General features: G+C 43.7%; 20 protein-coding genes. 10 read left to right on the forward strand and 10 right to left on the reverse strand.

Annotated features, from left to right (window positions below; all coding sequences use genetic code 11):
* Nucleotides 1–39 precede the first annotated feature (39 nt).
* Nucleotides 40–2,067: a helix-hairpin-helix domain-containing protein gene (locus KTG12_RS00385; RefSeq protein WP_005639602.1), complete on the reverse strand. Its 2,028-nt coding sequence runs from the start codon at nucleotides 2,065–2,067 to the stop codon at nucleotides 40–42.
* A 12-nt stretch (nucleotides 2,068–2,079) separates the two neighbouring features.
* Nucleotides 2,080–2,886: a hypothetical protein gene (locus tag KTG12_RS00390; protein WP_149936058.1), complete on the reverse strand. Its 807-nt coding sequence runs from the start codon at nucleotides 2,884–2,886 to the stop codon at nucleotides 2,080–2,082.
* Nucleotides 2,887–3,128: 242 nt separating this feature from the next.
* Here KTG12_RS00390 and KTG12_RS00395 point away from each other — a divergent pair, with 242 nt between their 5' ends.
* Nucleotides 3,129–3,734, forward strand: a complete 606-nt coding sequence (locus tag KTG12_RS00395; protein ID WP_036658054.1) for a DUF4294 domain-containing protein — start codon at nucleotides 3,129–3,131, stop codon at nucleotides 3,732–3,734.
* On the opposite strand, the gene KTG12_RS00400 is transcribed toward KTG12_RS00395, so the two are convergent.
* The gene (locus tag KTG12_RS00400; RefSeq protein ID WP_005639610.1) at nucleotides 3,726–4,256 is read right to left on the reverse strand and encodes an RNA methyltransferase; all 531 of its coding nucleotides are present in this window, start codon (nucleotides 4,254–4,256) and stop codon (nucleotides 3,726–3,728) included. The two genes, KTG12_RS00395 and KTG12_RS00400, sit on opposite strands and share 9 nt — an antisense overlap.
* A 754-nt stretch (nucleotides 4,257–5,010) precedes the next feature.
* Here KTG12_RS00400 and nadA point away from each other — a divergent pair.
* On the forward strand, nucleotides 5,011–5,997 hold the full coding sequence (nadA, locus tag KTG12_RS00405; protein ID WP_022321645.1) for a quinolinate synthase NadA: 987 nt from the start codon (nucleotides 5,011–5,013) through the stop codon (nucleotides 5,995–5,997).
* 75 nt (nucleotides 5,998–6,072) lie between these two features.
* Here the strand turns inward: nadA and KTG12_RS00410 are convergent, their stop codons facing one another.
* From KTG12_RS00410 to leuS, 4 genes are all read right to left on the reverse strand, one after another.
* Nucleotides 6,073–8,403, reverse strand: a complete 2,331-nt coding sequence (locus KTG12_RS00410) for a two-component regulator propeller domain-containing protein (protein WP_046452481.1) — start codon at nucleotides 8,401–8,403, stop codon at nucleotides 6,073–6,075.
* A 13-nt stretch (nucleotides 8,404–8,416) separates the two neighbouring features.
* Nucleotides 8,417–8,998, reverse strand: coding sequence for a non-canonical purine NTP diphosphatase (locus KTG12_RS00415; protein WP_005639618.1), 582 nt, complete (start codon nucleotides 8,996–8,998; stop codon nucleotides 8,417–8,419).
* A gap of 84 nt (nucleotides 8,999–9,082) precedes the next feature.
* Nucleotides 9,083–9,961, reverse strand: coding sequence for a YitT family protein (locus tag KTG12_RS00420; protein ID WP_005639620.1), 879 nt, complete (start codon nucleotides 9,959–9,961; stop codon nucleotides 9,083–9,085).
* A 10-nt stretch (nucleotides 9,962–9,971) separates the two neighbouring features.
* A complete protein-coding gene (gene leuS, locus KTG12_RS00425; RefSeq protein WP_138272593.1) occupies nucleotides 9,972–12,809 on the reverse strand; it encodes a leucine--tRNA ligase in 2,838 nt (945 codons plus the stop codon).
* 1,198 nt (nucleotides 12,810–14,007) lie between these two features.
* On the opposite strand from leuS, the gene KTG12_RS00430 reads away from it, so the two are divergent.
* Nucleotides 14,008–14,535, forward strand: coding sequence for an Ig-like domain-containing protein (locus tag KTG12_RS00430; RefSeq protein ID WP_138272594.1), 528 nt, complete (start codon nucleotides 14,008–14,010; stop codon nucleotides 14,533–14,535).
* A 218-nt stretch (nucleotides 14,536–14,753) separates the two neighbouring features.
* On the opposite strand, the gene KTG12_RS00435 is transcribed toward KTG12_RS00430, so the two are convergent.
* Nucleotides 14,754–16,298, reverse strand: coding sequence for a sulfatase (locus KTG12_RS00435; RefSeq protein ID WP_005639635.1), 1,545 nt, complete (start codon nucleotides 16,296–16,298; stop codon nucleotides 14,754–14,756).
* A gap of 225 nt (nucleotides 16,299–16,523) precedes the next feature.
* On the opposite strand from KTG12_RS00435, the gene KTG12_RS00440 reads away from it, so the two are divergent.
* From KTG12_RS00440 to KTG12_RS00450, 3 genes are read left to right on the forward strand one after another with little or no spacing between them, the layout of a single operon-like run.
* Nucleotides 16,524–16,889 carry a BlaI/MecI/CopY family transcriptional regulator gene (locus KTG12_RS00440; protein WP_119216668.1) on the forward strand — a complete coding sequence of 122 codons (366 nt, stop codon included), beginning with the start codon at nucleotides 16,524–16,526 and terminating at the stop codon, nucleotides 16,887–16,889.
* Nucleotide 16,890: 1 nt separating this feature from the next.
* Nucleotides 16,891–18,261, forward strand: a complete 1,371-nt coding sequence (locus tag KTG12_RS00445; protein ID WP_119216667.1) for a M56 family metallopeptidase — start codon at nucleotides 16,891–16,893, stop codon at nucleotides 18,259–18,261.
* 47 nt (nucleotides 18,262–18,308) lie between these two features.
* Nucleotides 18,309–19,421: a 6-bladed beta-propeller gene (locus KTG12_RS00450; protein ID WP_173022547.1), complete on the forward strand. Its 1,113-nt coding sequence runs from the start codon at nucleotides 18,309–18,311 to the stop codon at nucleotides 19,419–19,421.
* 8 nt (nucleotides 19,422–19,429) lie between these two features.
* Here the strand turns inward: KTG12_RS00450 and KTG12_RS00455 are convergent, their stop codons facing one another.
* Complete coding sequence (locus tag KTG12_RS00455) at nucleotides 19,430–20,464, reverse strand: DUF4221 family protein (RefSeq protein WP_022321453.1); 1,035 nt, start codon at nucleotides 20,462–20,464, stop codon at nucleotides 19,430–19,432.
* Nucleotides 20,465–20,654: 190 nt separating this feature from the next.
* Nucleotides 20,655–22,229 carry an L-aspartate oxidase gene (gene nadB, locus KTG12_RS00460; protein WP_022321452.1) on the reverse strand — a complete coding sequence of 525 codons (1,575 nt, stop codon included), beginning with the start codon at nucleotides 22,227–22,229 and terminating at the stop codon, nucleotides 20,655–20,657.
* A 202-nt stretch (nucleotides 22,230–22,431) separates the two neighbouring features.
* On the opposite strand from nadB, the gene KTG12_RS00465 reads away from it, so the two are divergent.
* The 4 genes from KTG12_RS00465 to lpdA all read left to right on the forward strand — a co-directional run bounded on the left by KTG12_RS00465 (nucleotide 22,432) and on the right by lpdA (nucleotide 25,443).
* Complete coding sequence (locus KTG12_RS00465; RefSeq protein ID WP_022321451.1) at nucleotides 22,432–23,133, forward strand: hypothetical protein; 702 nt, start codon at nucleotides 22,432–22,434, stop codon at nucleotides 23,131–23,133.
* A 136-nt stretch (nucleotides 23,134–23,269) separates the two neighbouring features.
* Complete coding sequence (locus tag KTG12_RS00470; RefSeq protein ID WP_022321450.1) at nucleotides 23,270–23,689, forward strand: PH domain-containing protein; 420 nt, start codon at nucleotides 23,270–23,272, stop codon at nucleotides 23,687–23,689.
* 19 nt (nucleotides 23,690–23,708) lie between these two features.
* On the forward strand, nucleotides 23,709–24,089 hold the full coding sequence (locus tag KTG12_RS00475; RefSeq protein ID WP_022321449.1) for a hypothetical protein: 381 nt from the start codon (nucleotides 23,709–23,711) through the stop codon (nucleotides 24,087–24,089).
* 10 nt (nucleotides 24,090–24,099) lie between these two features.
* Nucleotides 24,100–25,443 carry a dihydrolipoyl dehydrogenase gene (gene lpdA / locus KTG12_RS00480; RefSeq protein ID WP_022321448.1) on the forward strand — a complete coding sequence of 448 codons (1,344 nt, stop codon included), beginning with the start codon at nucleotides 24,100–24,102 and terminating at the stop codon, nucleotides 25,441–25,443.
* Nucleotides 25,444–25,542 lie beyond the last annotated feature (99 nt).

The raw sequence follows: 25,542 nt of genomic DNA on the forward strand, positions 1-25,542 counted from the left end.
ATATGAATTTCCCCAGCTTTAGGACTATTTAGCAAACCGTCAAAATTTCCAGCGCAGTAACGTATATATATCTGCTTTAATATTTCCTTCGATCTCTTCTAAGTCAGTACCGACCACGTCACGATCAGCATAATATGTGTATCCTAATTTAGCAGACACAGAAAGTTGCTTCACAATATCCCACCGGAAAGAAAGCGCCAACCGAACACCTTTTCCATAAAAGGAAGGCATATTGAAAGCATACAAGATATTTTTTTCATAAGAAGATATACGGGTCCGATAATTATCCGTATGAAATCCGGCTATATGAAAATCTGTTTGAACAGGAACATCAACCGGTTTCCAACCTACGCTTTGGGCAATCATCCACCCTCTGCTTTTTTCGTTCGCTTCTGTATAACAAATACCGTCTGCAGATGTCCGCAGCGAGACGGATGAAGAAATCGTATATAAGGCCTGCATACGCAAACGCTGTTGATGGTAAGGTGTTATATTTTCCCTTTGTTTGTATTTATAACGGACATATACGGACAAATTCCGGCTCGGCGTATAATCAAGTTGAAGCATATATTCCTTTCCCGTCGACGGCGCATCCACTCCATATTTCAGCCAGGGAAACCGGAATACATCCGCATACGCGGACAACTTCCAGCGGGCAAAAGGCGTCCATTGCATCCCTATATACATTCCCTGTTCATTCCGGACAGCCGAGTTTTGTGAAAAAGCATTCCCGAAAAAAGCCTGGTAACGTTTATCATAATAACGATACAATAACAGCAAGGAAAAATAAGAAGCAGGTGTCAACTGCAAGGCATTCAGGGAAGCAACCGCCCCATTCCGGCTTAAAGCCGTTTCACCATAAAACTTGATCAACTTATTTTTCAACAAGTAATCCACACTGATATTCAGATTCCGGTTACCGCGAAAATAGAAAAGATTATAAGGTTTCGGATCGGGCTGTATCGAATAATTTCCGAAAGAATAAGAAAGGGCAGTCAGACCTATACATAAACCGGGAGTTGCATATCGTACATTCCCACCATATGTCTGCATGGAAACTTTATGCATCTTCTCCCTGTCTCGTACCAAACGATGTAAACCGTCCGTTTTAAACGAAGTAACGATCGTACTGTCCACACCTCCATCCAACTTCCGATACGAATAGAAGAGGTTGATATCTAAATTTTTCCAATTGACAGTAGCAGCAGCTCCCCGGAAAAAGTCATTTTCATTGGTTGAAAAATGACGGCGAAATCCGTTTGTCCTTCTTTCCGTTTGTGAAACAAGAGCACTTCGGCCTGGAGAAAAGTCATTGCTGATCACCAAGCCTTGTCCAAAAGATATTTTATAATCACCTATGGCAAGACTTTTCAACCATTTATTCATTTCTTTGAGAAAAAGATGCACCGAATAATAGTCATACCCTTTATGATATTCATTCCAGAAAGGTTCTCCTGCATCTTTTTCTGTAACCAGACCGAATTGGATACGTTCATCAAATTCATACGAATAACGGACAGAATGATAGAACGGCTCTCCCAGATACTTCCGATTCGGATATTGTTGTAGTACACTATCGGGATATGAACAATAGCCTTTCTTTTGTTGAAAACATCTGTCATATCTGATTTGTAAGTTATTAGAACCTCGTTTCAACAAATTTTTCACTGTAATAGGACGTTTATCAACTATTATTTCACTTATATAAATAAACGGGACAAGCAGAGAAATCGTCTCTAAATCGAATGCTTCCACATTTTTAAGCTCATAAAGGGTTAACATTTTTCCATAACGGGAACGATATTCCAACAATTCCCTTATTTGTAGATCAGATAGGAAAGGGAGACGTTTCAATTGTCCCTCCGTCACCGTATTGAGTTCGAAAGGATGTTCGGTAAGATAGGAAAGATCAGTGTAAAGTGCTTCAATACGCTCTTCATCTTCTGTTTCCGAAGCCATTTCTTCTATATATTCCATCCACTTATCAACAGAATATAATGTCTGACTTTTAAGCTGATAACTACTTATTAACAGATATACCAACAGATTTATAAACATTCGTTTCATAGTCAAGCCTGATTAAAAAGAATAGCTCAAACCCAGTCCGGTACTGACTCCCAAAACCGGATGATAAATAGTCGCGACATCTACTGTAAATCCAGTCAGACGGTATCCGATCCCCAAAGTGGGCAGGAGGGGAGTAGTCTGTACCCCCGCCCGTATATGAAAGTTTTTGAACGGAGCATATTCAATGCCCGCATTTCCCATCCACATATGTTCTTTATTACTTTCGATAGTTCCTACTATCAACAACCTGTTAATTATCTCCCATTGAAAACCTATTTGTACTGAATAACTAGTAAAATATTTTGTTTCAGTAGTATATTTATGAATGGTAATAGAAGGAAAATTCATTATCAACATTCCAATCAACAATTTGTCAATGGGAACAAACAAGATTCCGACATCTGTGGAAAGCTGCTTCGGTACTTCTTCCCACAACTCGGTCTGCAACATTTTATATTGGAAACCAATGCCGATCCTCCACCGGCCATTCAGCTGTTTCCCTACCGATAACCGAAAAAGAGTTTCCCTATACTGATCATATCCGAAAGAAGAGATATCAACACCTGCCGACAACAACGGATTCGGATATACAAAACCTATTCCAACCGTTCCCAGTTCTTTTACTCCATAACGATTAAAGTATTCTAAATGAAGAACTTTATCCGTATACAAAGCCACCAATGCCGGATTAAACAAAACAGATTGTGTAACCCCGTTTCCTCCCATTCCCAAACTACGGATATCAGATATACGAAGGTTATCAACAGCATGAATGTTGATAGATGCCCAAAACAAAACGAATAAACTTATTGATTTCATAGCAAGGTTTTGTTTAAGTTGTCAACTTTCCGGATTATCTCTTTTCACAGCCTGAAGTTCTCTATTATCTCCATTTTGGACAATCAGATAGCATGGCTGCAACTTATTCAGAATTAATGAATATGGAAAGATGGCAAAATATTTCATAGTCTGTTGATTTTAGTTGTTTGTATTATCACAAAGATATGAATTTTCTGTAAAATCTGTAGTTGCTATTCGTAAATCAATTACTTTTGTGAACGATGTTGAGAAAAGACAAGTATAAAATATTGATAATATTCATGTTGTGCGCAATAGGAGTCCATGCACAGAAATTGAAGATCAATACCGTTCCCGAAGGATTACAAAAGGCATATCTGGATGGAAAGGATACGGTACCTATTGTTAACCTGCGGGAAATCTACATTTACCCACAGGTCAAATTTAAAAACAAACGTGAACAGGCACGTTACACCAAACTGGTCCGTGACGTAAAGCGCACACTACCTTATGCCAAAATGGTTTATGAAACACTGATCGAAACATACGAATATATAGAGACACTCCCCGACGAAAAATCCCGTCAAGCTCATTTGAAACGGATGGAAAAAGAACTTTTTCAGGAATATAAACCGCAGTTGAAAAAACTGACCTTTTCACAAGGAAAACTGCTTATTAAACTGATTGACAGAGAATGTAACCAATCGAGTTACAACTTGTTGAAAGCCTATTTAGGTAGTTTCCGGGCAGGTTTCTGGAACATATTTGCCGGCATGTTCGGCGCCAGCCTGAAAACCGAATACGATCCTAAAGGAAAAGATGCCATGACGGAGCGAGTTGTCGTACTTGTTGAAAACGGATTAATCTGACAATTGCTTAAAGAAATCCCAGATGATAATACCGGTAGTCACCGAAACATTCAAAGAATGCTTGGTCCCATACTGCGGTATTTCAATACACATATCACAGTTATCAACGACACATTGTTGAACACCTTTCACCTCGTTTCCCATGATAACTGCATACTTTTTATTCTTGTCCAACAACAAATTATCCAACATCGTACTCCCTTCGGCCTGCTCAACCGCACAGACAGTATATCCCTGTTGCTTCAGTTTATCAACAGCCTCCATCGTATCTTCAAAATACTCCCAATCGACAGTTTCTTCCGCTCCCAAAGCCGTCTTATGAATCTCGGCATGAGGCGGACAAGCCGTGATACCGCACAGGTAAATACTCTCCACCCTAAAAGCATCAGACGTACGAAACACGGATCCTACATTGTTTAAGCTTCTTACATGATCGAGCACAACAACCAACGGAATCTTTTTACTATCTTTGAATGCTTCCGGAGTCAAGCGATTCAACTCTGTTATCTTTAACTTGCGCATAGCTATCGTTTCTTTACTTGCAAAAGTAGTGAATTAATGTGGATATACCGTTGAAAAGCTATTGATAAGTGGTGGACACAAAATGAAAAATAGTTCTTGCATTATTCAATTTGTTCACTATACATCCTCTAGTTTCTATTATGCAATAAAAATAACGGATTATTTATTACGCCCTATCAACAGTGGTTATACACGTATCAACAGCGCTCAACTGCCATTAACTTTTACACACAGGTTGTTTTCAACTGAATACTAATAAAGTCTATAAAGTAAAGGATATCAGTATGTAAAACGATAAATAGGATGTTGGTATCTATTTAATAAGTCATTTATATCGTTTAATAACGAACTGGACAAGTATTATAGCACAATTGTATTAACTGTTTCAACAGGATATTATATTCATCATATTTAAATTTAAAATAAAGAATAAATAAGATAATAATAATATGATTGTGGATAACTTGGGAAAAGAACGCAGGTGTTTGAGGGGAATATCCGCCGGAAGTCTTTGAGACTTGTTTAGCAAATTTTTTACATTACCTCCTGCTTGTTTATTCGTTTTATATGTGTTTCCTATGGGAAAATCAATAAAGTTTTTACCTTTGCACATTATCAACTTATAGTTGATAATAGGAGTAAAATAAAGATTATCAGTTATAAAGAATGATGATAACTTTGTTGATAGACTGTAAATAGCGGTTTATACTCATTAGTGATTATCGAATTTTACAATCATTTAATACAGGTAACTATGTTGACAAACCAATCGATCGGATATATGGACGCACCCATCCCAAAGGGGTTGGACCTGAAAGAAGAGATAAACAGGATGCGTAGAGAAAAAAACGCCGTTATCCTTGCTCATTATTATCAGACAGGTGATATTCAAGATATAGCAGATTTTGTGGGAGACAGTTTGGCATTGGCTCAACAGGCAGCTAAGACGACGGCCGATATCATCGTTTTCTGCGGTGTTCATTTTATGGGTGAAACGGCGAAGGTGTTGTGCCCGGACAAGAAAGTGCTGGTCCCGGACTTGAATGCCGGTTGCTCATTGGCAGATAGCTGTCCGGCTGTCGATTTTGCGGAATTTGTCAAACAGCATCCCGGTCATGTGGTTATTTCGTATGTAAATACGACTGCTGCTGTAAAAGCCGTGACGGATGTTGTGGTAACGTCTACCAATGCACGTCAGATAGTCGAAAGTTTTCCGGAAGACACGAAGATCATCTTCGGTCCAGACCGGAACTTAGGCAATTACATAAATGGCATTACCGGGCGCAAGATGTTGCTTTGGGATGGTGCCTGCCATGTGCATGAACAGTTTTCACTGGAAAAGATATTGGAATTGAAAAAACAGTATCCCGATGCGGAAGTCATTACTCACCCGGAGTGCAAACAGCCCGTTGTGCAGGTCTCGGACTTCGTAGGATCGACTGCAGCTCTTTTGAAACATACTGTCAAGTCGGATAAGAAACAATTCATTGTAGCGACAGAAAGTGGCGTTATTCACGAAATGCGTAAGCAGAGTCCCGATAAAGAATTTATCCCGGCTCCTCCCAATGACAGTACATGTGCTTGCAACGAATGTAATTTTATGCGCTTGAACACGATGGAGAAACTTTACAACTGTTTGAAATACGAACTTCCTGAAATATTTGTCGATGAACAAGTACAGGAAAAAGCGATCCGCCCGATCAAGAAGATGCTGGAGATATCGGAGAGGTTGGGGTTGTAAGAATTGTTAGATAGACGAAACAAGATAAAATGATCCACTGTGAATAAGACAAATACCACAGTGGATTTTTATTTTTTATTTTATAACTGCGATTTTAGTAACTACACTTTCTTTTGAATCTTCGGTGGCAGAGAGCACCAGATATACGCCTGAAGCAACACGGACACCTTTTGTATTCCGGCAGTTCCAGATAACTTGACCACCTAAAGATTTAGTCTGATAGACCAGATTTCCATTCAGATCGGTGATTTTGACGATCGAGTTATCCATCAATCCCGTGATGGTTACTTTGTCCCTGTATTCAGGTCGTACGGGGTTCGGATATGCATACACGTCTGAATAGTCATCTTTACCTTTTGTCGCTTCTCCTTTGTAAGAAACCAAACCTTTGTCGGAACCGATGAACACTTCGCCAGTATTTTCATTAATTTCTATGGAATATATTTTATCTGATAGTAGCGGACTGTTGGATGTATTGAACTGATGGACGATTTCCTGATTGTCTTCGCTCAATACATAAATACCGCTACCGTCCGTTCCAATCCATTTTCGGTTTCCGTTATCTACCTTGATGGTCGTTATTATCGTATTGTCGAGAAAATAATAAGGGATTCCTTCTTCATTGATTAGTTTTACACGTGTGCAACGCATAGATTGATTGTTTTCTGTCGTTGCCAACTTTGGATTTGTTAAGTATATAGCTCCTTTATTGGTTCCTATCCATATATATCCGCTTTTATCCTCTGCCATACAAGTATAATTGTTAGGGGAAAAGTCGTTATTATCTGTGTCAATGAAGTTTTTAAATTCATATGATGTCGCTTCATCTAAAGAGTTGCTGTTGGTTACGACTGTTAGACAGGCTTGACTGGTAGGGCGAGATATATTGATCCATTTGTCATTGTTTGAGGTGACGAGTATGTCGTTTATCGTGTATTTTCCATTTAACGACTCGACAGACAGGCTATGCCATTTTCCTTCTTTATCCAATATCTTGATAGCTTTGCTCACTTCAGAGTTAGTCATCCATAGGTTTCCTTCCTTATCGAAAGCAAGTCCGTCTACACGACAATAAAAGCCCTCATTGCCATGTGCGTTTTCAAGCGGACTGTTTGTTTTGTTATAAACGGCGGAAGGTTCTCTGTCTATGAATTGAAAAAGGCCATAACCGAAGGAAGATACGTAAATAATCTCTTTTTCAGTATCATTTTTTGTGACGACAATGCTGGTATAGTCTTTAGGCCATGTATTTAGTTTATTCTGAACGACGGAAGGTTCTAGTACACTCCATTTTTCATAGTCATATATCATGACCGATCCAGCTTTATTAAAAGAATTATCCCCTGTCAGGCTTTTTCCACCAGGTATAATATATATTTTATCGTTTTTTGATACGATATCATAAGAACTGTTGGAGTAGGGGCCATCCAAAATTATGGCTTCGTTTATGGCTTCGAACTGGTTGGCTCCTTTTCTTTGGATAGAACGTAGACCTTTGCTTCCTTCGGCTATCCAATATTTGTCAGTCTGATAAGTGCTGATATCTTTGATGGATAGATTGTTGATTTGGTCAAAAGTTTTCGTATCTGTGAAAATATAAACTTGGGATGTGGCCATGCAAGCCAGTTTTTCTCCTACAATTTTCATATTGTTCATTTGTGTGTTGCTGACCAAAGGGACTGTAGTTTCATTCGATTCATAGTAGATACCTTTATTTTGAGACAAATAGAATAGCTTATTTTTAAATGAGGATATTTTGTCTATGGAATTTTCAGATGGGAATCCCGGAATCGAATAAGTTTTCCAGTTTGATCCGTCTAACAGATTATCATTCAAAGAAGCGTATATGACCGTAGACTTTTGACCTTCCTTTGTGGAAGCATATATATTATTGTTGAAAATAGCACAGGATGTTATATTCTTAGATAAGTTATAGGTATCGGTTATTTCTTTTTTGTCCATGTTAACAACTACTATGCCCGACTGTATGGATAAATAGGCATATTCGTTATAAATCATAACGGAATTAAGTGATTTATCTCTTAAAGATGTAGTCGTGTACAGATAAGGTATGTTTTTTACTGAACCTTCTTCTAAAATGTCTATATTGCAGTTTTTGTAAACAATCAATAGTGATTTTGTTTGTTTGTTGTAGGAAATAGATTGGATATCCGTGTCACTCAATCCATTTCCTTTATAATATTGTTTGATGCTGTTATCTTCTTTCCCATATGTGTATAAAGCACCTTCTGCTACGACAAATACTTGGTCTGCGGATTCTTCCACACAATCGGTATTATTGTAGGAGAGATATGTTTTCCATCCCAGCGTGTTGTCATTGTCATTAACTGATAAGGCAGGAAATGATAATAAGAAAAGCAAGATGACAGTTAATATATTTCTCATATTAATTACAATATTAAAATGTGTAATTCGATAAAAAAGCAGTCAATTTTTTGACAGCTTCGGCACGGTGGCTGATCTGGTTTTTTATATCATTGCCCATTTCGGCAAATGTTTGTGAGTAAGTGTCGGGGACAAATATGGGATCGTACCCGAAACCGCTTTCGCCTCTTTTTTCGTTTATGATCGTACCGTTGACAATACCTTCAAACAAATATTCTTTTCCATTCAAGATAAGAGCGATTACCGTACGGAAACGAGCTTTCCGGTTTTTCTTGTTTTCCATTTCATGGAGAAGTTTGTCCATATTGGCTTCCGAATCATGTCCGGGACCGGCATAACGTGCCGAATATACTCCGGGAGCGTTGTGTAGGGCTTCTACTTCAAGGCCAGTGTCGTCTGCAAAACAGTCATATCCGAAATGTTCTTTTATGTAACGGGCTTTTTGCAAGGCGTTGCCTTCTAATGTTTCTGCTGTTTCGGGTATATCCTCATGGCAGTTGATCTCTGAGAGGCTGACTATTTCGGTATATCCGGATGTGATTTTCCGGACTTCATCTAGCTTATGTCGGTTGTTTGTTGCGAATACAAGTTTCATGTTTGTTGAGTATGAATAAAAAAGCACTTCTATACGATGTGTATATAACGTATGGAAGTGCTTTAAATTGTTTGGATGATTGTTTTATGTTTTTATCTGGTCAAACCCTTCCCCGTATACCCCTCTGACGATACTTTGAGAGATGAAGGCCTGATGGTCGATTTGTTTTACCAGACGGAAAATGGAAACGGATTCTGATTTTTTTGCCAGCAATACAACGACCTTGACCGGTTTGCGGGAATATCCGCCTACACCGTCGAGAATGGTACAGCCGCGATCCAGGTCATGGATGATCCGCTCAGCTATTTCATCGTATTTCTGAGAAAAGATCAGGAATTGGACGGATTGACGGTTCCCATTCAGTACGGCATCTATGATATAGTTGCTTACGAACATTTCGACAAAACCGAACACGATCTTTTCAACATCATGGAAAAGAAAAAATGAGGAACCGATGATAATGAAGTCACAAAACAACAATGCACGCCCGATGGAGATATTTTTGTATTTGTTTACAATAGCTCCCACGATATCCGTTCCTCCGGTACTACCGTTTGCCGAAAAGACAAGTCCGAGACCTGCCCCGCAAAGGAATGCACCAATAATAATGGACATGAACGGTTGGTCATGTAGAAGTGGCTGTCCTTTCAGAAGCCATTCGAAGAATGACAAGGAGGCTGACAGGGAAAAAACTCCGAAAATTGTTTTTATCAGAAATTTAAGTCCTAGAATTTTTAAAGCAGCCAATAATAGAACAACGTTGATAACGAAGTAAGACACAGAAACGGGAATAATCTCGTTACTGGCAAAAAAGATTAAGGCACAAATACCACTGACTCCACCGGTGATGATTTCATTCGACAGAATGAAAGCGTTGAAGCCGAAGCCGTACAAGAGAGTACCCAACAGGATCATCAGGTAATCTTGTACAGCAAAATAGACTTTGTTGTTTATAAGCTTCATATAAATAAATTTAGATTACGATGTTTACAATCTTTCCTGGAACAACGATAATCTTTTTCGGAGTCTTGCCTTCCATCCACTTAGCCGAATTTTCATGGGCAAGAGCGGCTTTCTCAATCTCTTCGCGAGGCATATCGGCTGGAAGTTCCATGCTGAAACGAGCTTTGCCGTTGAAGGAGATAGCGTAAGTAAGCGAGTTTTCTTTCAAGTATTCTTCGTTGTAGACAGGCCATTCGGCATCGCATACGGTAGTATTGTGACCGCAGGTATGCCATAATTCTTCAGCGGTATGAGGAGCGAACGGAGCAAGCAGAACGATTAACTGTTCCAGGATCGCCCGTTTGTTGCATTTCAGGCTGCTCAATTCGTTTACACAGATCATAAAGGCACTGATGGAAGTGTTGTACGAGAAATGTTCGATGTCGTATGTCACTTTCTTGATCAGTTTATGCAGTGATTTCAGTTCGTCGGCTGTCGGTTCCACATCCGTGATCTGCAAGGTGTCCGTATTGCCGAAGAACAATCCCCAGAGCTTTTTCAGGAAGCGGTGTACGCCGTCGATACCGTTCGTATCCCACGGTTTGGATTGTTCCAACGGGCCTAAGAACATTTCATACAGACGAAGTGTGTCAGCACCATATTTCTCGACAATCATATCCGGATTGACCACGTTGAACATGGATTTCGACATCTTTTCAACAGCCCATCCGCAGATGTATTTTCCATCTTCCAATACGAATTCCGCGTCGTTATATTCCGGACGCCAGTTTTTGAAGGCTTCGATATCCAGTATATCGTTTGATACGATATTTACGTCTGCATGGATAGGAGTGACTTCGTACTGGTCTTTCAGGTTCAGGGATACGAATTTGTTCGTGCCGTTGATACGGTATACGAAGTTGGAACGTCCTTGAATCATACCTTGGTTGATCAGTTTCTTGAACGGTTCCTCTTCACAAACGATACCTAAGTCAAACAGGAATTTATTCCAAAAACGGCTGTAGATCAGGTGTCCGGTAGCATGTTCGGTACCACCGATATACAGGTCTACGTTGCGCCAGTATTCATCTACGTCTTTAGCTACTAAAGCTTGGTCGTTGCGCGGGTCCATGTAACGCAGGTAATAGGCGGATGAACCGGCGAATCCCGGCATCGTGCAAAGTTCCAGCGGGAAGATAGTCTTGTTGTCTATTTTGGAAACTTCCGTGACTTCCTGTTTTACGGTGTCCCATGCCCATTTTACGGCGTGTCCCAGAGGCGGTTCACCTGTTTCGGTCGGCAGGAATTTATCTACTTCCGGCAATTCCAACGGTAATTTGTCTACCGGTAACATCTGAGGCATACCGTCTGCATCGTAATAGACAGGGAACGGTTCGCCCCAGTAACGCTGGCGGCTGAAGATAGCGTCGCGCAGACGGTAGTTCACCTTTACACGTCCTAACTTATGTTCTGCCACGTATTTCTTGGTGGCGGCGATTGCTTCTTTTACGGTCAGACCGTTCAACGACAGGTCGCAATGAGGCGTTACGTCCGGTTTCGGTGAGTTGCAGACGATTCCTTCTTTCGCATCGAAACTTTCTTCGCTTACGTCGCAACCTTCGATCAGCGGGACAATCGGCAAGTTGAAATGTTTGGCGAATGCATAGTCGCGACTGTCGTGTGCCGGAACGGCCATGATGGCACCGGTTCCGTAACCGGCCAGTACATAGTCGCTGATCCAGACAGGCACGGCGTCACCCGTGAACGGATTGATTGCGTATGAACCGCTGAATACACCGGTAACGGAACGATCAGCGATACGTTCACGCTCCGTACGTTTTTTAGTACGGTCCAGATAAGCGTCGACTTCTTGTTTCTGCTCCGGAGTCGTCAATTGTGCGACCAGTTCGCTTTCGGGAGCCAAGACCATGAAAGTGACACCGAACATGGTGTCGGCACGGGTTGTAAAGATGGTAAATTCGAGATCGCTGTCTTTTACTTTGAATTGGATTTCGGCACCTTCGCTGCGGCCGATCCAGTTACGCTGTGTTTCTTTCAGCGAGTCTGTCCAGTCGATCGTCTCCAGTCCATCCAGAAGCCGTTGTGCATAGGCGGATACGCGCAGGCACCACTGACGCATGATCTTTTGTTCCACCGGATAGCCACCACGTTCGGAAACGCCGTTCACCACTTCGTCGTTGGCCAGTACCGTACCCAATGCGGCACACCAGTTTACCATCGTTTCGCCTCGATAAGCGATCCGGTAGTTCAACAGGATTTCCTGTTTTTCTTTATCGTTTTTGGCTTTCCATTCACCGGCAGTGAAATGCAATTCTTCGCTGCAAGCTACATTCAAACCTTCCGTTCCGGACTGTTCGAAAGCGGCAACCAGTTCGCTGATGGGACGTGCCTGCTTTTTATCGTTGCAGTAATAGCTGTTGAACATCTGGATGAATGCCCATTGCGTCCATTTATAATATTCGGGATCGCAAGTACGGATCTCGCGGTTCCAGTCGTAACTGAAACCTATTTTGTCCATCTGTTCCCGATAACGGGCGATGTTTTTCTTTGTCGTCACTTCAGGATGCTGTCCGGTTTGGATAGCATATTGTTCTGCCGGCAGTCCGTAGGCATCGTAGCCCATCGGATGCAAAACGTTGAAGCCTTGCAGGCGTTTGTAACGGGAATAAATATCAGAAGCGATATAACCGAGTGGGTGGCCTACATGTAGTCCTGCTCCTGATGGATAAGGGAACATGTCCAAAACGTAATACTTTGGTTTGTCGGCATTTTTTTCGACTTTATAAACCTTATTGGCAATCCAGTATTCGTGCCACTTTTTCTCAATTTCTCTGAAATTGTACTCCATGATCGTCTATCGTTTATTTTATCGTTTTCTATTTAAAGCCACAAAGTTAGTGAATTTTGTAATACATAAAGAGTTGAAGCGGCAAATTGCAAGGACGGGCAAAATAAAATTTCATTCTGGAGGTTGTGGATGTCAATCTGGAAATTACAATATCCTCCTTTAGACCTCAAAATATATAATAAATTCTTGGTTTATAGCAGAGTCAATCCCTTGACTGTGGATGAAATGCAAAATTTTGAAAAAGGGAAGAGTATTACAACCAATGCCGATAGAACCCTTAAAAGAAGTATGCGCCGTAATTTGCAACGATACAAATTACGGCGTGACGTGTTAATCGAGCTTTTGAAAAAAGTCGGGTTTATGTCGGAAAAACAATGAACTATATCAAAGAAAAAACAGAACCTTATCATATAAGTTTTTCCCATTTCCTCTGTCACTGTATCACTGATTCCTTTTTACCAATTGATATTCAACTTGTTTGATTAGTGATATATGCCCGTTTTCTCTATCACTACGGTATCACAACCCTATCACTGGCAACTTGGATGGGAAACAGGTATTCCGCTTATTCATGTCTGTATATTAGTATATTACAAATAAAACAAACAATAAACACTTGATTCCCATCCCTGCAAATCACTCGATTATTTTGTGTAAAAACGGCTATAAAATAGGTGAAACCGGGTAGTTTTTATTGTCCGGCACGGTACTTTAGTTGCCGGACACCCCCATGTTACCCCCTTTTACACCCGGATGTACCGGCTCCCTACACCCGGATGTAAAGGATGGCAACATGGGGGTGTTTACGGAATTATCTGCTTGTTTCTGCTAAAAAAAGAGAAGGCTTTTGTGGAATGAAGAACCGTATTTTGTCAATTTAATATCTATTATATTCGTTTTTACATTTATTTATTCGATTATTTTATATGCTTTTTCAAAAGTAACAGAAGGTAATATGTTGGTTTCCAATCATATGATAAAAATGTCCTGTTTCAGGAGTGATAGAGGCAGTGATACAGGAAAACATCCTGTATCACTGCTATAACGCTTGAATATCAATATCTGAAACTTTTGTAGTGATAGAGTGATAGAAGATTTGCAGAAAAACTGATTCTTCGTCACTTTCAGGGTAGTTCAAGCACATGATTGCTAGACTGACCGCAGACCGGACAGCGGACTCCGTGATGCGTATCGGACAATGTTACATAATGGAACCAAGTCTGACCCTGTTACTCCTCCTTCTGGTGGTGATGGAGACGAAAACGTTACGATCTCTTTGGATGCAACGACAAAAGCTCTTCCACGTCTCGAAGAATTCGTTTTGGAAGCAACTGTTTCTCCTTCCGGTAAAACAGTGACATGGAGCAGTAGCGATCCGACGATCGCCAGCGTGACAGCCGATGGCAACAAGGTAACCGTAAAGGGGCTTAAAGTCGGAACAGCTACGATCACAGCTAAGATCGGTGACGTGACCGCTACTTGTGAAGTGACGGTAGACTTTGCAACCGGCCTTGAAGAAGCCCTTGCCAATACGGAAGTGTTTGGAAGAAAGGGAAATATTTATGTGAATCCGATTCAGTCGCTACAAGTGACCGTTGTGAACATGATCGGTAAGATCGTCTACAATGCACGTATCAGTAGCTATGCGCGAATACCGGTAACAATTTACATTGTGAAATTAACCAATGTCGGAAATACGAAAGTTATTAAGGTAAATGTATACTAATCCATATTTAGTATTGAATGAGAAAGGGCGTCCACGAGGATGCCCTTTTTTGTTTCTTTTCGTTTCCTGACAGTCCGGTATCCCCTCCCTGCTTATGCCAAAAAAGAAACTCTCTTCTTTTCACTCTCTTTTTAATTTATATTTTGATCAATATGAGGTTATGCCTCATTCTATTATTTTGAGAAAACAGCCTATATAGGACGCAGTCCCATGCTATGTTAATTTATCTCATCCGGCCACGGGCAAGCCTTTCCTGTCGCCTTGAAAGATGGCCGTTGGGCATCTACTTTACGGAGGTGGTCGCCGAGTTCTTTGGAGAGGCGTTTGACGATTTCCGGGTGACGGGTGCTAAGGTCGTTCTTTTCGCCGATATCGTCGGAGATGTTGAACAGTTCTTTCTTGCCGGTACCGTAATAGTAAATCAGTTTCCAGTCGCCATTGCGGACCGCACAGTTGAAGTTGATGCCCGGACCGTCGTTGCCCCAGTTGTTCGGCATATTCCAGAAGAGGGAACGCCCTTTGGAAGGATCGCCCGTCCCGGTGAGCAGAGGAACGAAGCTGATGCCGTCGATAGGTTGCACCGTCTCGTAGTCCTTCACTCCGGCCATTTCCAGGATAGTCGGGTAGAAGTCTTCTATCAGCAGGTATTTGTCGCAACGGGTATTCGGTTGGGCTACTCCCGGCCAACTGACGATCATCGGTTCGCGGATACCCCCTTCGCAAAGGGAACCTTTGCCGCTCAGCAACGGATAGTTCTGCGTGTACAACGGGCCGTCACGCCATTCGGACGTAGAGGCAAGGCCGCCGTTATCGCTCATGAAGAGGATGATCGTATTGTCTGCCTCCCCGTTCTTTTCCAACCAGTCCATCAGATCGCCCAGGCTCTTGTCCATCCCTTCGATTAGGGTGGCGTAGGCTGCCTCATGGTCTGTCATTCCCTTCTTTTTGTATTTCTCGTAGAAGCGCATGTCCTTATTCAGTGGAATATGGATGGCATAGTGGGACATGTAGAGGTAGAACGGCTGGTTGTATTTCTTCGCCTTGTCGAGCGCCTTGATCGCCTCCAATGTCAAGGCTTCGGTAGCGAATGTTTCCGTGCCCCAATACTTTTCGAGGCCGGGGATGGACATCAGCGAAGTCGGTTTGCCATCCTTCGTATGGCCGTAATTCTCTTCGCCTAAATAGCTTGCCAGACCGCCGGCGGCATGACCGGCAATGTTGACTTCGAATCCCCAGTGGTGCGGGTCCTCTCCCGGAGTGTCGATCGCGCCGAAATGGGCTTTCCCGCAGTGGATCGTATGATAACCGCTATTTTTCAAGAGCTGGACGAAAGAAGTCCCGACGAAGGTATTGTTTGTTCCCGTAACCTGACTGACGCCGTTATAGTTCCAGTCAGGTATGTCGAGCAGACTGTCTTTGCGGTCGGTCGTCTTATCCTTTTGCAGCGTCCAGTTGGTGACACGGTGGCGGGCGGCATTCGTCCCGGTGATCAGGCTGCAACGAGACGGGGAACTGATACTGCTGGCATAGGCCTGGGTGAACATGACTCCCTGGCGGGCGAGGCGTTCCATGTTGGGCGTCTCGTAGACTTCGTTATAATGCGTCTTTTCTGTCCAGAAAGGCAGGGAAGTGTCTTCCCATCCCATATCGTCAACCATAAAGAGGATGATGTTCGGCCGCTTGGCAGGCTGGTCGGCTGCCTGCATATTTCCTGTCTGGAAAGCGGGCAGGATTACTAAAGGCAATAAGATTCGTTTGTCCATCTTTTTTGTGTTTTTCGGTTTATATTCCTGTGAAAGTTACTGATATGACAAAGATACGCTTTACAAAAGAAAAGGAAGAGGCTTTGAAATCCTTTAGTGAATATTCACGTTTAAGGGGAATTTATCAAATTATTGCTAAATATAGTAGTTTAACTATTAATCATAGTTCTATTATTGTACTTTATAGTTATCTTTGGTCATTCATCTGATAAATAAACATGGAATATGAAGAAACTGACTCCTAAAGAAGAAGATATCCTGAGTTATTTCTGGACGAACGGTCCGTTGTTTATCCGTGAGTTATTGGAATTGCAGGAAGAGCCCAAGCCGCACTACAACACGCTTTCCACGATCGTACGCGTGCTGGAGGAGAAAGGCTATATCGGGTATCGCCCGTATGGAAACACCTATCAGTATTATGCATTGGTCTCGGAGGACGAATACCGGAACAAGACGCTGAAAAACGTGGTAAGCCGCTATTTCGGAGATTCCTATACGCGTGTCGTTTCTTCGCTGATAGACCGTGACGAACTGTCGGTCGAAGAATTGGAAGAATTGCTACAGCAGATTAAGAACCGTAAAAATAAATGAGATGGTTACCTTCCTCCTTTATATCGTCAAGTCTACTTGTTGCCTGACTCTGTTTTACTTGGGTTATAAAGCCTTGTTGAGCAACGAGACGTTTTTTCGCTTCAACCGGATGGTGCTGCTGGCGGGGATGCTGGTGTGCATGCTGCTGCCGTTTGTCGAGCTACGGACGGAATCGCCCGGTGTGCTGCAAATGCCGTTGTTGCAGTTGGAAGAGATGATACAGGAAGGAGTGGGGGAGACGGTTTCGCAGCACTCCGTTGTCCAGGTTGGAACGGAGGTTGTACCGGCTGTACGGGAGGCTTCCGGCTCATGGGGAGAGTGGGCGGTTTACCTGTATCTTGTGGGGATGGCGGTTGTCCTCTGCCGGTTGGTTCGCTCGTTTGTGAGTTTGCTTTGGCTGATCCGGAGCGGCGAGAAGATACGGAAAGGGCGTTATACGCTGGTGCTGGTCGGCAGGCCGGTCGCTCCTTTTAACTGGGGATCGTATATTGTCCTGTCGTTGAAAGATTATTGTGACTATCCGAATGAGATATTGACGCATGAGCAAGTTCACTGGCGCAAGCATCATTCGTTGGACTTGATCTATACGGAGGCAGTCGTGCTCCTGCACTGGTTCAATCCCGCAGCCTGGCTGTTGAAACGGGAACTCCAGGAGGTTCATGAGTACCAGGCGGATACGGGCGTACTTAAAAATGGCATCGATGCAACAAAATATCAATTGTTATTAGTGAAAAAAGCTGTTAGCGCGAGCTCCTACACCTTTGCTAACAGCTTCAATCACAGTAAAATTAAAAAACGAATTACTATGATGTTAAAAGAGAAATCGAACAGTTGGGCCCGGTTGAAGCTCGTGCTTTTAGTTCCGGTGGCAGCATGTAGCATGCTTGCTTTCGCCCGCCCGGATGTAAACCGGGAGTTGACAAACTTAATGCAGAGCGAAGATACGACAATTTCTCCGGTCGGACAACCGTACACCCGTGAATTCTTCGACAAGGAGATCGACCGGTATATCGGACAGGCGGGAGGCGGACAGCTTTCAGGCTCGGAAAGACTTGTGTTTATGGAGAAACATACGCGAAGAGTGAATTTCTTCATCAATGCCAAAGATCAGATACTTTACAACAGCAGGTTTGCCGGAATATCCGAAATGCCGGTCAAACTGAAAGCGACCTTGTCTGCATCGGCAGGTGAAAAGCCTGTGATGATCTATTTCCTGTGCGATGTGAAGACAAGCGATGCAGCAGTTAAAGAAGCATTGGAAACGGTCGGCAAGGCTTTTGCCGAATATCAGGCGACTGCAGCCGGAAAGAACGCTCCGACCCTGCTCTTTTTCGGTAATCCACGAAAAGACTATCCGTTAAAAGGGAAATAATATAATTCATTACAGAAAAGGTTATGTATAAAATAGGATTCGGGAAAATGGCATTTCTGTCATTTCTGATAGTTGTGGCTCTTGTCGTCTGTCATAATCCCAAACAGTTACCGGAAGAGAAGTCGGAGGAACTTCCGGTTTTTAATCTGGAAGCGGTGGCGGAGGAAACCGTACCAAGTGCGTTTATGTGGAATGATATAACTGAGAAGGCAACGTTTATTCCGCTCTCGTCTGATGAGAAGACTTTACTTTCGGGTTCTTTGGGGATAACGTTTATGGACAATGAATATATTGTTATTGTCGATTATAAGACTGGCTCTTTCTATCGCTATGGAGTGGATGGAAAAGTACAACGCAGCTTCAAATATGAGGGAAACGGGCCGGGTGAATATGTTTATATCTCGTACCTTTATGTTGATCCCGGATATGCTTTTATGGATATCTACGATAGCGGGAACAGGAAACGGATTCGTTATGACTGGGAAGGAAATCTGCTGGAAGAAAGAGAACTGGTCGATATTGTCGTCCCCGTCTTTGCGACGGAGCATTATATGGTTTCCTGTGGAATGCCCGAGACGGAGTATCAATACTTTATAGCTGATTTGGCGATGAATGTCTACAGAAAAGACATCCGAATGGGAGAAGGGTATGATGAGATAAAAAGAAGTGCTGTGCAGATCTTGACGAGTACCTGCCAGAACAAAGATATGTTTATCTTTTCCCGTCCGATGTCGGACACAGTCTATCGCATTACGGACAAGGCATTGGAACCTCTTTTCATCCTGAAGAAAGGAAAGTATGATATTAAGTATGAAGAATTAGGACGTTTCATGACACGGGAAATGAAGACCATGAAGTGCCTGATGTGGACCCGGATCTCTTCCCTGCCGGAGTATTACCTGATAGATTATAAGCAGGGAGAGCACCAGCATAGCGAAATCTGGAGCAAGAAGGAACAGACGATTGTCGCACGTGTCCGGGAGAAAAACGGCCTGCCCTTTCGGTTGTCTTCGGGAAAGGAAATAACACTCCCCACAGAGAGACTGTGCATAAAAGGGAAAACGGTAATTGTCCCCGTTCCGGCAGAGGAATTGGAAAGAGATATAAACGGAGTAACGGCAGACGACAATCCGGTTCTGCTTGTTCTGGAGCTTCGGTGATACTACTATTATTCTTCTACCAATTCAAACTTCCGGAAACTAAGGATATCGTCATTGAACCGGGGATTCAGGTAATGGCTGTCGGAAATGTATAGCCCTTCGGGACGAACCAGCATGATGGTTGGATTATAGGTATTGTCGGGAAAGAGGGGTTCGCCGAGAATACGGAAATCTTTATCGAGAATAATAATGCTGAAGTTCTTACGCCCGAATTGTACGAGTTCCATAGGACGGACGCCTTTATCCAAAGTCGAGGGCGGATAAGCAATCCGGTAATAAACCTCCCGGTAGGGATCGTACAGCAAGTTATTATACCAGGCATTCACACAGAAGTCTTCGGGGCTTGCTGTCAACTCGTCCGGCAATTGTACTTTGTCGAAGTACTTACTTTTAACCGAGACTTTCCGTATCGAGTCGTGTTCAGGAGTAGCCACATAGATATTCTCGTCATAATGGAACGAGTAAATGAAGCGTTGGCCGTCATAGCAACGGCTGTAACTGGCTTCCATGCCGTATCGTTTCAGCTTGACTTCCGAACCGGGATAATCGGGATAATCGAAGGGCAGTTTCTTCTCCTCTTTCGTATTCATATTGATTGCGACGGAAACAGGGTCATGCTCAATCAGGCGATTTGGTTCTATGCAGGTATATAGAGTGTGTTCGATACGTACAGGTAATTGTGAGGCTGTAGCCATAAAACAAGAAGGTTTTAATTCAGGAAAAGGCTGCTTATCAAGAAGGTCGCAGTTCTTATTAATCAAGTATAGCCCACTTTCGTAAAAATTGAAGACGTAAATACTGTCGAGATTCTGAATATAATAACCGAATATCCTTCCAACACCGTTACTTCCTTCCTGTGAAGGGGTTATCCTGAACGCCGGTTTCTGCTGTTTCAGGTCATAGAAGTGGATCGTATTGTTTTCAATATTCTGGAAAGTGAAATACTCTTTTCCGTCTTTGTCTTTATAGACTGAATAAATGTTGAAGTTGTTTTTCGTGTCCGAATCGATCGGGAAAGACAGCGTTTCGTCTGTCTCTTTCAATTAGCATGCTCCGTACTTTTTGTGCGTTGAACAGGAGATAAACAGGAATAAAAAGAATAGTAATAGATGGTGCTTTTTCATGTTCATAATAAATTATAAGGAAAGGAAGAAAATTAAAAACTCCTTGTTCCCGTGCCTCGTGTGGGAGAGTGCGGGAACAAGGTGATTTTGACATGCTTTTTCCGGGCTTTTAATCTTTCTTTAACGGCGGATAGTCGATCGTATAGTGCAACCCGCGACTTTCCTTACGTTCCATTGCCTGACGGGTGATCAGGTAACCGACGTTGATCATGTTACGCAGTTCACACAGTTCTTTTGAGGCCTTACTGCGTTTGAAGAGGCTTTCTGTCTCTTCGTACAGAATATCCAGGCGGTTCCAGGCACGAGTCAGACGGGTGTTGCTGCGAACAATGCCGACATACGATTCCATGATCTGGTTCACTTCTTTCATGCTCTGGGTGATCAATACACGTTCTTCGGTAGAGATCGTACCTTCGTCGTTCCATTCGGGAATATCGGTGTTGAAATCGTAACGTTCGAGGACGCTTAGGATATGTTTAGCGGCTGCATCCGCATATACGACTGCTTCGATCAACGAGTTGGAAGCCAGGCGATTTCCACCGTGCAACCCTGTGCAGGAACATTCGCCGATGGCATAGAGACGACGGATGCTGGATTGCCCATTCAGATCGACACTAATACCGCCGCACAGATAATGGGCTGCTGGAGCTACCGGGATATAATCCTTCGTGATGTCGATGCCGATGCTGAGGCATTTTTTATAGATATTGGGGAAATGCTTCTTCGTCTCCTCCGGGTCTTTATGGGTCACATCCAAGTAAACGTGATCTTCACCTCGGAGTTTCATCTCGTTATCGATCGCACGTGCTACGATGTCACGCGGGGCGAGAGACAGACGTTTGTCGTATTTTTGCATGAACTCCTTTCCGTCCAGCGTACGTAAGACGCCGCCATATCCGCGCATGGCTTCGGTGATCAGAAAACAGGGACGGTCTCCCGGGTGGAAAAGAGCGGTCGGGTGGAACTGGATGAACTCCATGTTTTTGACAGCTCCTTTCGCGCGATACACCATTGCGATACCGTCGCCCGTAGCGATCAGCGGGTTGGTTGTGTTGCGGTAAACGGCTTCGCAACCGCCTGTTGCCATAACTGTTACCTTGGACAGGAATGTGTCTACCTTACCGGTGTCTTCGTTCAGCACATAAGCGCCGTAACATTTGATGCCCGGCGTATGACGGGTGACGATGATACCCAAGTGATGCTGCGTGATGATCTCTACTGCAAAGTGATGGTTGAATATCGTGATGTTGGGATGTCTCTTGATCGCTTCGATAAGGCTTAGTTGGATCTCGGCGCCGGTGTTGTCCTTGTGATGTAGGATGCGGAATTCGGAATGCCCTCCTTCGCGGTGAAGATCGAACTCGCCGTTCTCCTTCTTGTCGAAGTTCACACCCCAACTTATGAGTTCCTTGATCTGATCCGGTGCGCCTCGTACGACCATTTCCACGGCTTCCCGGTCGTTGATCCAGTCGCCGGCAATCATTGTGTCTTCAATATGCTTGTCGAAATTGTCTACCAGCAGGTTTGTTACCGAAGCAATGCCTCCCTGCGCGAAATAGGTGTTCGCTTCTTCCAGCTCTGTCTTGCAGATGATGGCTACTTTCCCTTTATCGGCTACCTTCAAGGCGAGGCTCATGCCAGCGATACCGGAACCGATCACTAAGAAATCGAATTGTTGTACCATAGTTTATATCCTTTGTGGCTGACAAAGTTAGGAATTAACTTATTTAGTTGTACCTTATACAGCCCGCTTTCGTGCAAAATAGTCCGCATTACTGATTCTTTGGATATTTTAAACTTCTCGTCGTAAACATCTCAGAATGGAACCCTGTTCTATTGGGGCATTGGATATCCTGCTAATTATTAACACTTAAACGTTTTAAAATATGAAATCTAAAGTTGTATTGAACGCTCTGGCCTTGTTGTTTGCGGCTGGTGCGATGGCTCAGGATTGTACGTTCTTTTTCCCGCAGACCAAAGGTACGCAGCTCGTAAAAAAAGGCTATGATGCAAAAGGAAACCTGCAGAGTGTGATGACCTACACGGTCGATGAAGTGAAGAACATCCCGTCCGGCCTGGAAGTGGAAGCCGATTATGTGTTCAAAAATAGCGCAGGTACGGTTTATGACAAGGGTGACCTGGAAGCATTCTGCCGAGATGGTGAGTTCTTTATCGAGATGAAGGAGACTTTGTCAAATCCGTCTTTCGTGTCGACTACCCAGTCTGATTTGGCTGCTACCGAAGCGGTCATTAACTATCCGAGTGTATCGAACGCTCCGTCCAATAATGGCGACGATATGTATTTCGATGATGCAACCATTCAGATCTACTCGAAGAAGAATCGGAAGGATCGCAAAAACGTGTCTATCTACGACCGCGAATATGTGACGACCGAACAGGTAGCGACTCCCGCCGGCACGTTCGACTGCACGAAAGTAAAATATAAAATCAAATCCCGCTCCCCGAAGGAAACGATCGAGGGCTATGGATATGAATGGTACGCTCCGAATGTGGGTGTCGTAAAGAACGAACAGTATAATAACAACAATCAGTTGCAATATTATACTGTCCTCGAAGTTGTAAAGTAATGTAAGATATATTCCTTTTTGGGAATTGTTTGACCGGTTTAAGTGGATGCGTTGTTACTGAGAAGTTGCAGCGCATTTTCTTTTCCCTGAATCGCCAAAAGAAATAAAATGATTATCTTTCGGCAAAATTCAGGATATGGACAGAGTCTTTAAATCGAAAGTAGGTTGGTGGTATCATCTGATACTGTTGGTGATGGCGGCAAGCACTGTTGCTGCATTTGTGGGCGGCAAGTCTCCCGTAACGATGATCGTGCTGCTGTTGTTTACATTGGAGTGTATTCACATGCTGTTGTCGACCTGGTATAAAATAACGGCGGATGGTTATCTGATTGCCCATTGCAGTTTTTTCCCGGAAAAGCGGATTCCTATTTCGGAGATTAGTGCCGTCGAGGTGACAGTGATGCCTGTCTCGAGCTACGCCCTGTCACTGGACCGTCTGATCATCTACAAAGGCGACACGCAGTGGCTATTGATTTCGCCGGTCAACAAGCAGGACTTCGTCAAGCTGTTGAAGAAGCATAATTCCGATATCCGGATAAAGGAACCGGTTATCTAAAACTTAAAAACAGATTACCATGAAAGCACGGATTCGGAAAAACCAGAAAGATTGGCATGTATACATCTTCTGGATTTTATTAGGAGTATTTGCATTGTTGGTTATTATGGATGCTTTCAGCGAGGACAAATTTGATCGACTACCCTTGATCCTTTGTTTCCTGCCGTTAACTATACTTCAGTTACGTCCGTATCAGATAACGGATAGGGACATGTTGCACGGAAACGGGCAAATCGACGTGAAACTGATCTCCCGGCTCGAATGCAGCGGTAACAAAGTCGTCGTCTATTACTCCCGTATGGAAGGAGGCATAGAGAGGCGCTCCTCTTTTTATCCGGCCGACAAGGAAGAATTTATTTCGATCTTACAACAAATTAATCCCAATATAAAATTTAATTAAATCTGAGAACATGAAATACGATGTTGCCATAATCGGAGGCGGTCCCGCCGGTTATACGGCTGCCGAGAAGGCGGCTGCGGGTGGCTTGTCCACCGTGCTTTTTGAGAAGAACGCGTTAGGCGGTGTGTGCCTGAATGAAGGATGCGTGCCGACAAAGACTTTGCTTTATTCTGCGAAAGTGTTTGATACGATCAAACACGCCCCCAAATATGCGGTAAGTGCGGAGAATCCTGCTTTCGATTTCCCGAAGATCATCGCTCGTAAAAATAAAGTCGTAAAGAAACTGACAGCCGGCATCCGCATGAAGATGAAGGAGAACGGCGTGGAAGTGGTGAGCGGCGAAGCCGAAATCAAAGGGCGGGCAGCCGACGGAACGATCACTATCGCCTCGGGCGAAGCTGTTTATGAAGCCGCCAACCTGCTTATCTGCACCGGTTCGGAAACTGTCATACCTCCCATTCCCGGATTGGCGGAAACGGAGTACTGGACAAGCCGTGAGGCGTTGCTGTCTAAAGAACTGCCGACTTCGCTGGTGATCATCGGTGGCGGTGTGATCGGCATGGAGTTCGCCTCCTTCTTCAACAGCATGGGAACGGAAGTGCATGTGGTCGAGATGCTGGATAAGATTCTCGGTCCGATGGATAGGGAGCTGTCCGAGATGTTGCAGGTCGAATATGCCAAACGGGGCGTCAAGTTCTATTTAGGACATAAGGTGACTGCCGTAAACGGCGGCGATGTGACGGTCGAGAAAGACGGCGAGACATCAGTCATCCAAGGCGAAAAAGTCCTGTTGAGCGTAGGCCGTCATCCCGTGACCAAAGGTTTCGGCTTGGAAACACTGGCCCCCGAACCTTTCCGCAACGGGATCAAAGTGAACGGATTTATGCAGACTTCCGTCCCGAATGTGTATGCCTGCGGCGATATCACCGCTTTCTCCCTGTTGGCCCATACGGCTGTCAGCGAAGCGGAAGTGGCTGTCGATCATATTTTAGGTAAGAACCGCAGCATGAGTTATAAAGCCATTCCGGGCGTTGTTTATACCAACCCCGAAATCGCGGGTGTCGGCAAGACCGAAGAGGAGTTGCAAGCTGAAGGAACTCCTTACACCGTCAAGAAGATACCGATGGCGTTCTCCGGCCGCTTTGTCGCTGAAAACGAGCAGGGCAACGGCGTCTGCAAGCTGATTTTGGCTGAAGACGAAACGATCATCGGCGCCCACCTTTTGGGAAATCCGGCCTCCGAGCTGATCGTCATAGCCGGGATCGCTGTCGAAAAAGGCATGAAGGCCTCCGAGCTGAAGTCCATCGTCTTCCCACATCCGACCGTAGGCGAGATCCTTAAGGAAGCGCTCTGATATTTTATTCCCCATACATGCCCGATCCCGATCCATCCCGGCGACTGTTCGATGGATCGGGATCTTTTTGTTGAAAGTCCTGCTTTAATCAACCTGAAG

The organism is Parabacteroides sp. MSK.9.14 (genome assembly GCF_019041495.1).
GTDB classification, from domain to species: domain Bacteria; phylum Bacteroidota; class Bacteroidia; order Bacteroidales; family Tannerellaceae; genus Parabacteroides; species Parabacteroides merdae.

Bases quoted from the DNA above. Each gene is read 5' to 3' on its own strand.
- KTG12_RS00385 (WP_005639602.1), bottom strand. From the start codon at position 2,067: ATGAAACGAATGTTTATAAATCTGTTGGTATATCTGTTAATAAGTAGT.
- KTG12_RS00390 (WP_149936058.1), bottom strand. From the start codon at position 2,886: ATGAAATCAATAAGTTTATTCGTTTTGTTTTGGGCATCTATCAACATT.
- KTG12_RS00395 (WP_036658054.1), top strand. From the start codon at position 3,129: ATGTTGAGAAAAGACAAGTATAAAATATTGATAATATTCATGTTGTGC.
- KTG12_RS00400 (WP_005639610.1), bottom strand. From the start codon at position 4,256: ATGCGCAAGTTAAAGATAACAGAGTTGAATCGCTTGACTCCGGAAGCA.
- nadA (WP_022321645.1), top strand. From the start codon at position 5,011: ATGTTGACAAACCAATCGATCGGATATATGGACGCACCCATCCCAAAG.
- KTG12_RS00410 (WP_046452481.1), bottom strand. From the start codon at position 8,403: ATGAGAAATATATTAACTGTCATCTTGCTTTTCTTATTATCATTTCCT.
- KTG12_RS00415 (WP_005639618.1), bottom strand. From the start codon at position 8,998: ATGAAACTTGTATTCGCAACAAACAACCGACATAAGCTAGATGAAGTC.
- KTG12_RS00420 (WP_005639620.1), bottom strand. From the start codon at position 9,961: ATGAAGCTTATAAACAACAAAGTCTATTTTGCTGTACAAGATTACCTG.
- leuS (WP_138272593.1), bottom strand. From the start codon at position 12,809: ATGGAGTACAATTTCAGAGAAATTGAGAAAAAGTGGCACGAATACTGG.
- KTG12_RS00430 (WP_138272594.1), top strand. From the start codon at position 14,008: ATGTTACATAATGGAACCAAGTCTGACCCTGTTACTCCTCCTTCTGGT.
- KTG12_RS00435 (WP_005639635.1), bottom strand. From the start codon at position 16,298: ATGGACAAACGAATCTTATTGCCTTTAGTAATCCTGCCCGCTTTCCAG.
- KTG12_RS00440 (WP_119216668.1), top strand. From the start codon at position 16,524: ATGAAGAAACTGACTCCTAAAGAAGAAGATATCCTGAGTTATTTCTGG.
- KTG12_RS00445 (WP_119216667.1), top strand. From the start codon at position 16,891: ATGGTTACCTTCCTCCTTTATATCGTCAAGTCTACTTGTTGCCTGACT.
- KTG12_RS00450 (WP_173022547.1), top strand. From the start codon at position 18,309: ATGGCATTTCTGTCATTTCTGATAGTTGTGGCTCTTGTCGTCTGTCAT.
- nadB (WP_022321452.1), bottom strand. From the start codon at position 22,229: ATGGTACAACAATTCGATTTCTTAGTGATCGGTTCCGGTATCGCTGGC.
- KTG12_RS00465 (WP_022321451.1), top strand. From the start codon at position 22,432: ATGAAATCTAAAGTTGTATTGAACGCTCTGGCCTTGTTGTTTGCGGCT.
- KTG12_RS00470 (WP_022321450.1), top strand. From the start codon at position 23,270: ATGGACAGAGTCTTTAAATCGAAAGTAGGTTGGTGGTATCATCTGATA.
- KTG12_RS00475 (WP_022321449.1), top strand. From the start codon at position 23,709: ATGAAAGCACGGATTCGGAAAAACCAGAAAGATTGGCATGTATACATC.
- lpdA (WP_022321448.1), top strand. From the start codon at position 24,100: ATGAAATACGATGTTGCCATAATCGGAGGCGGTCCCGCCGGTTATACG.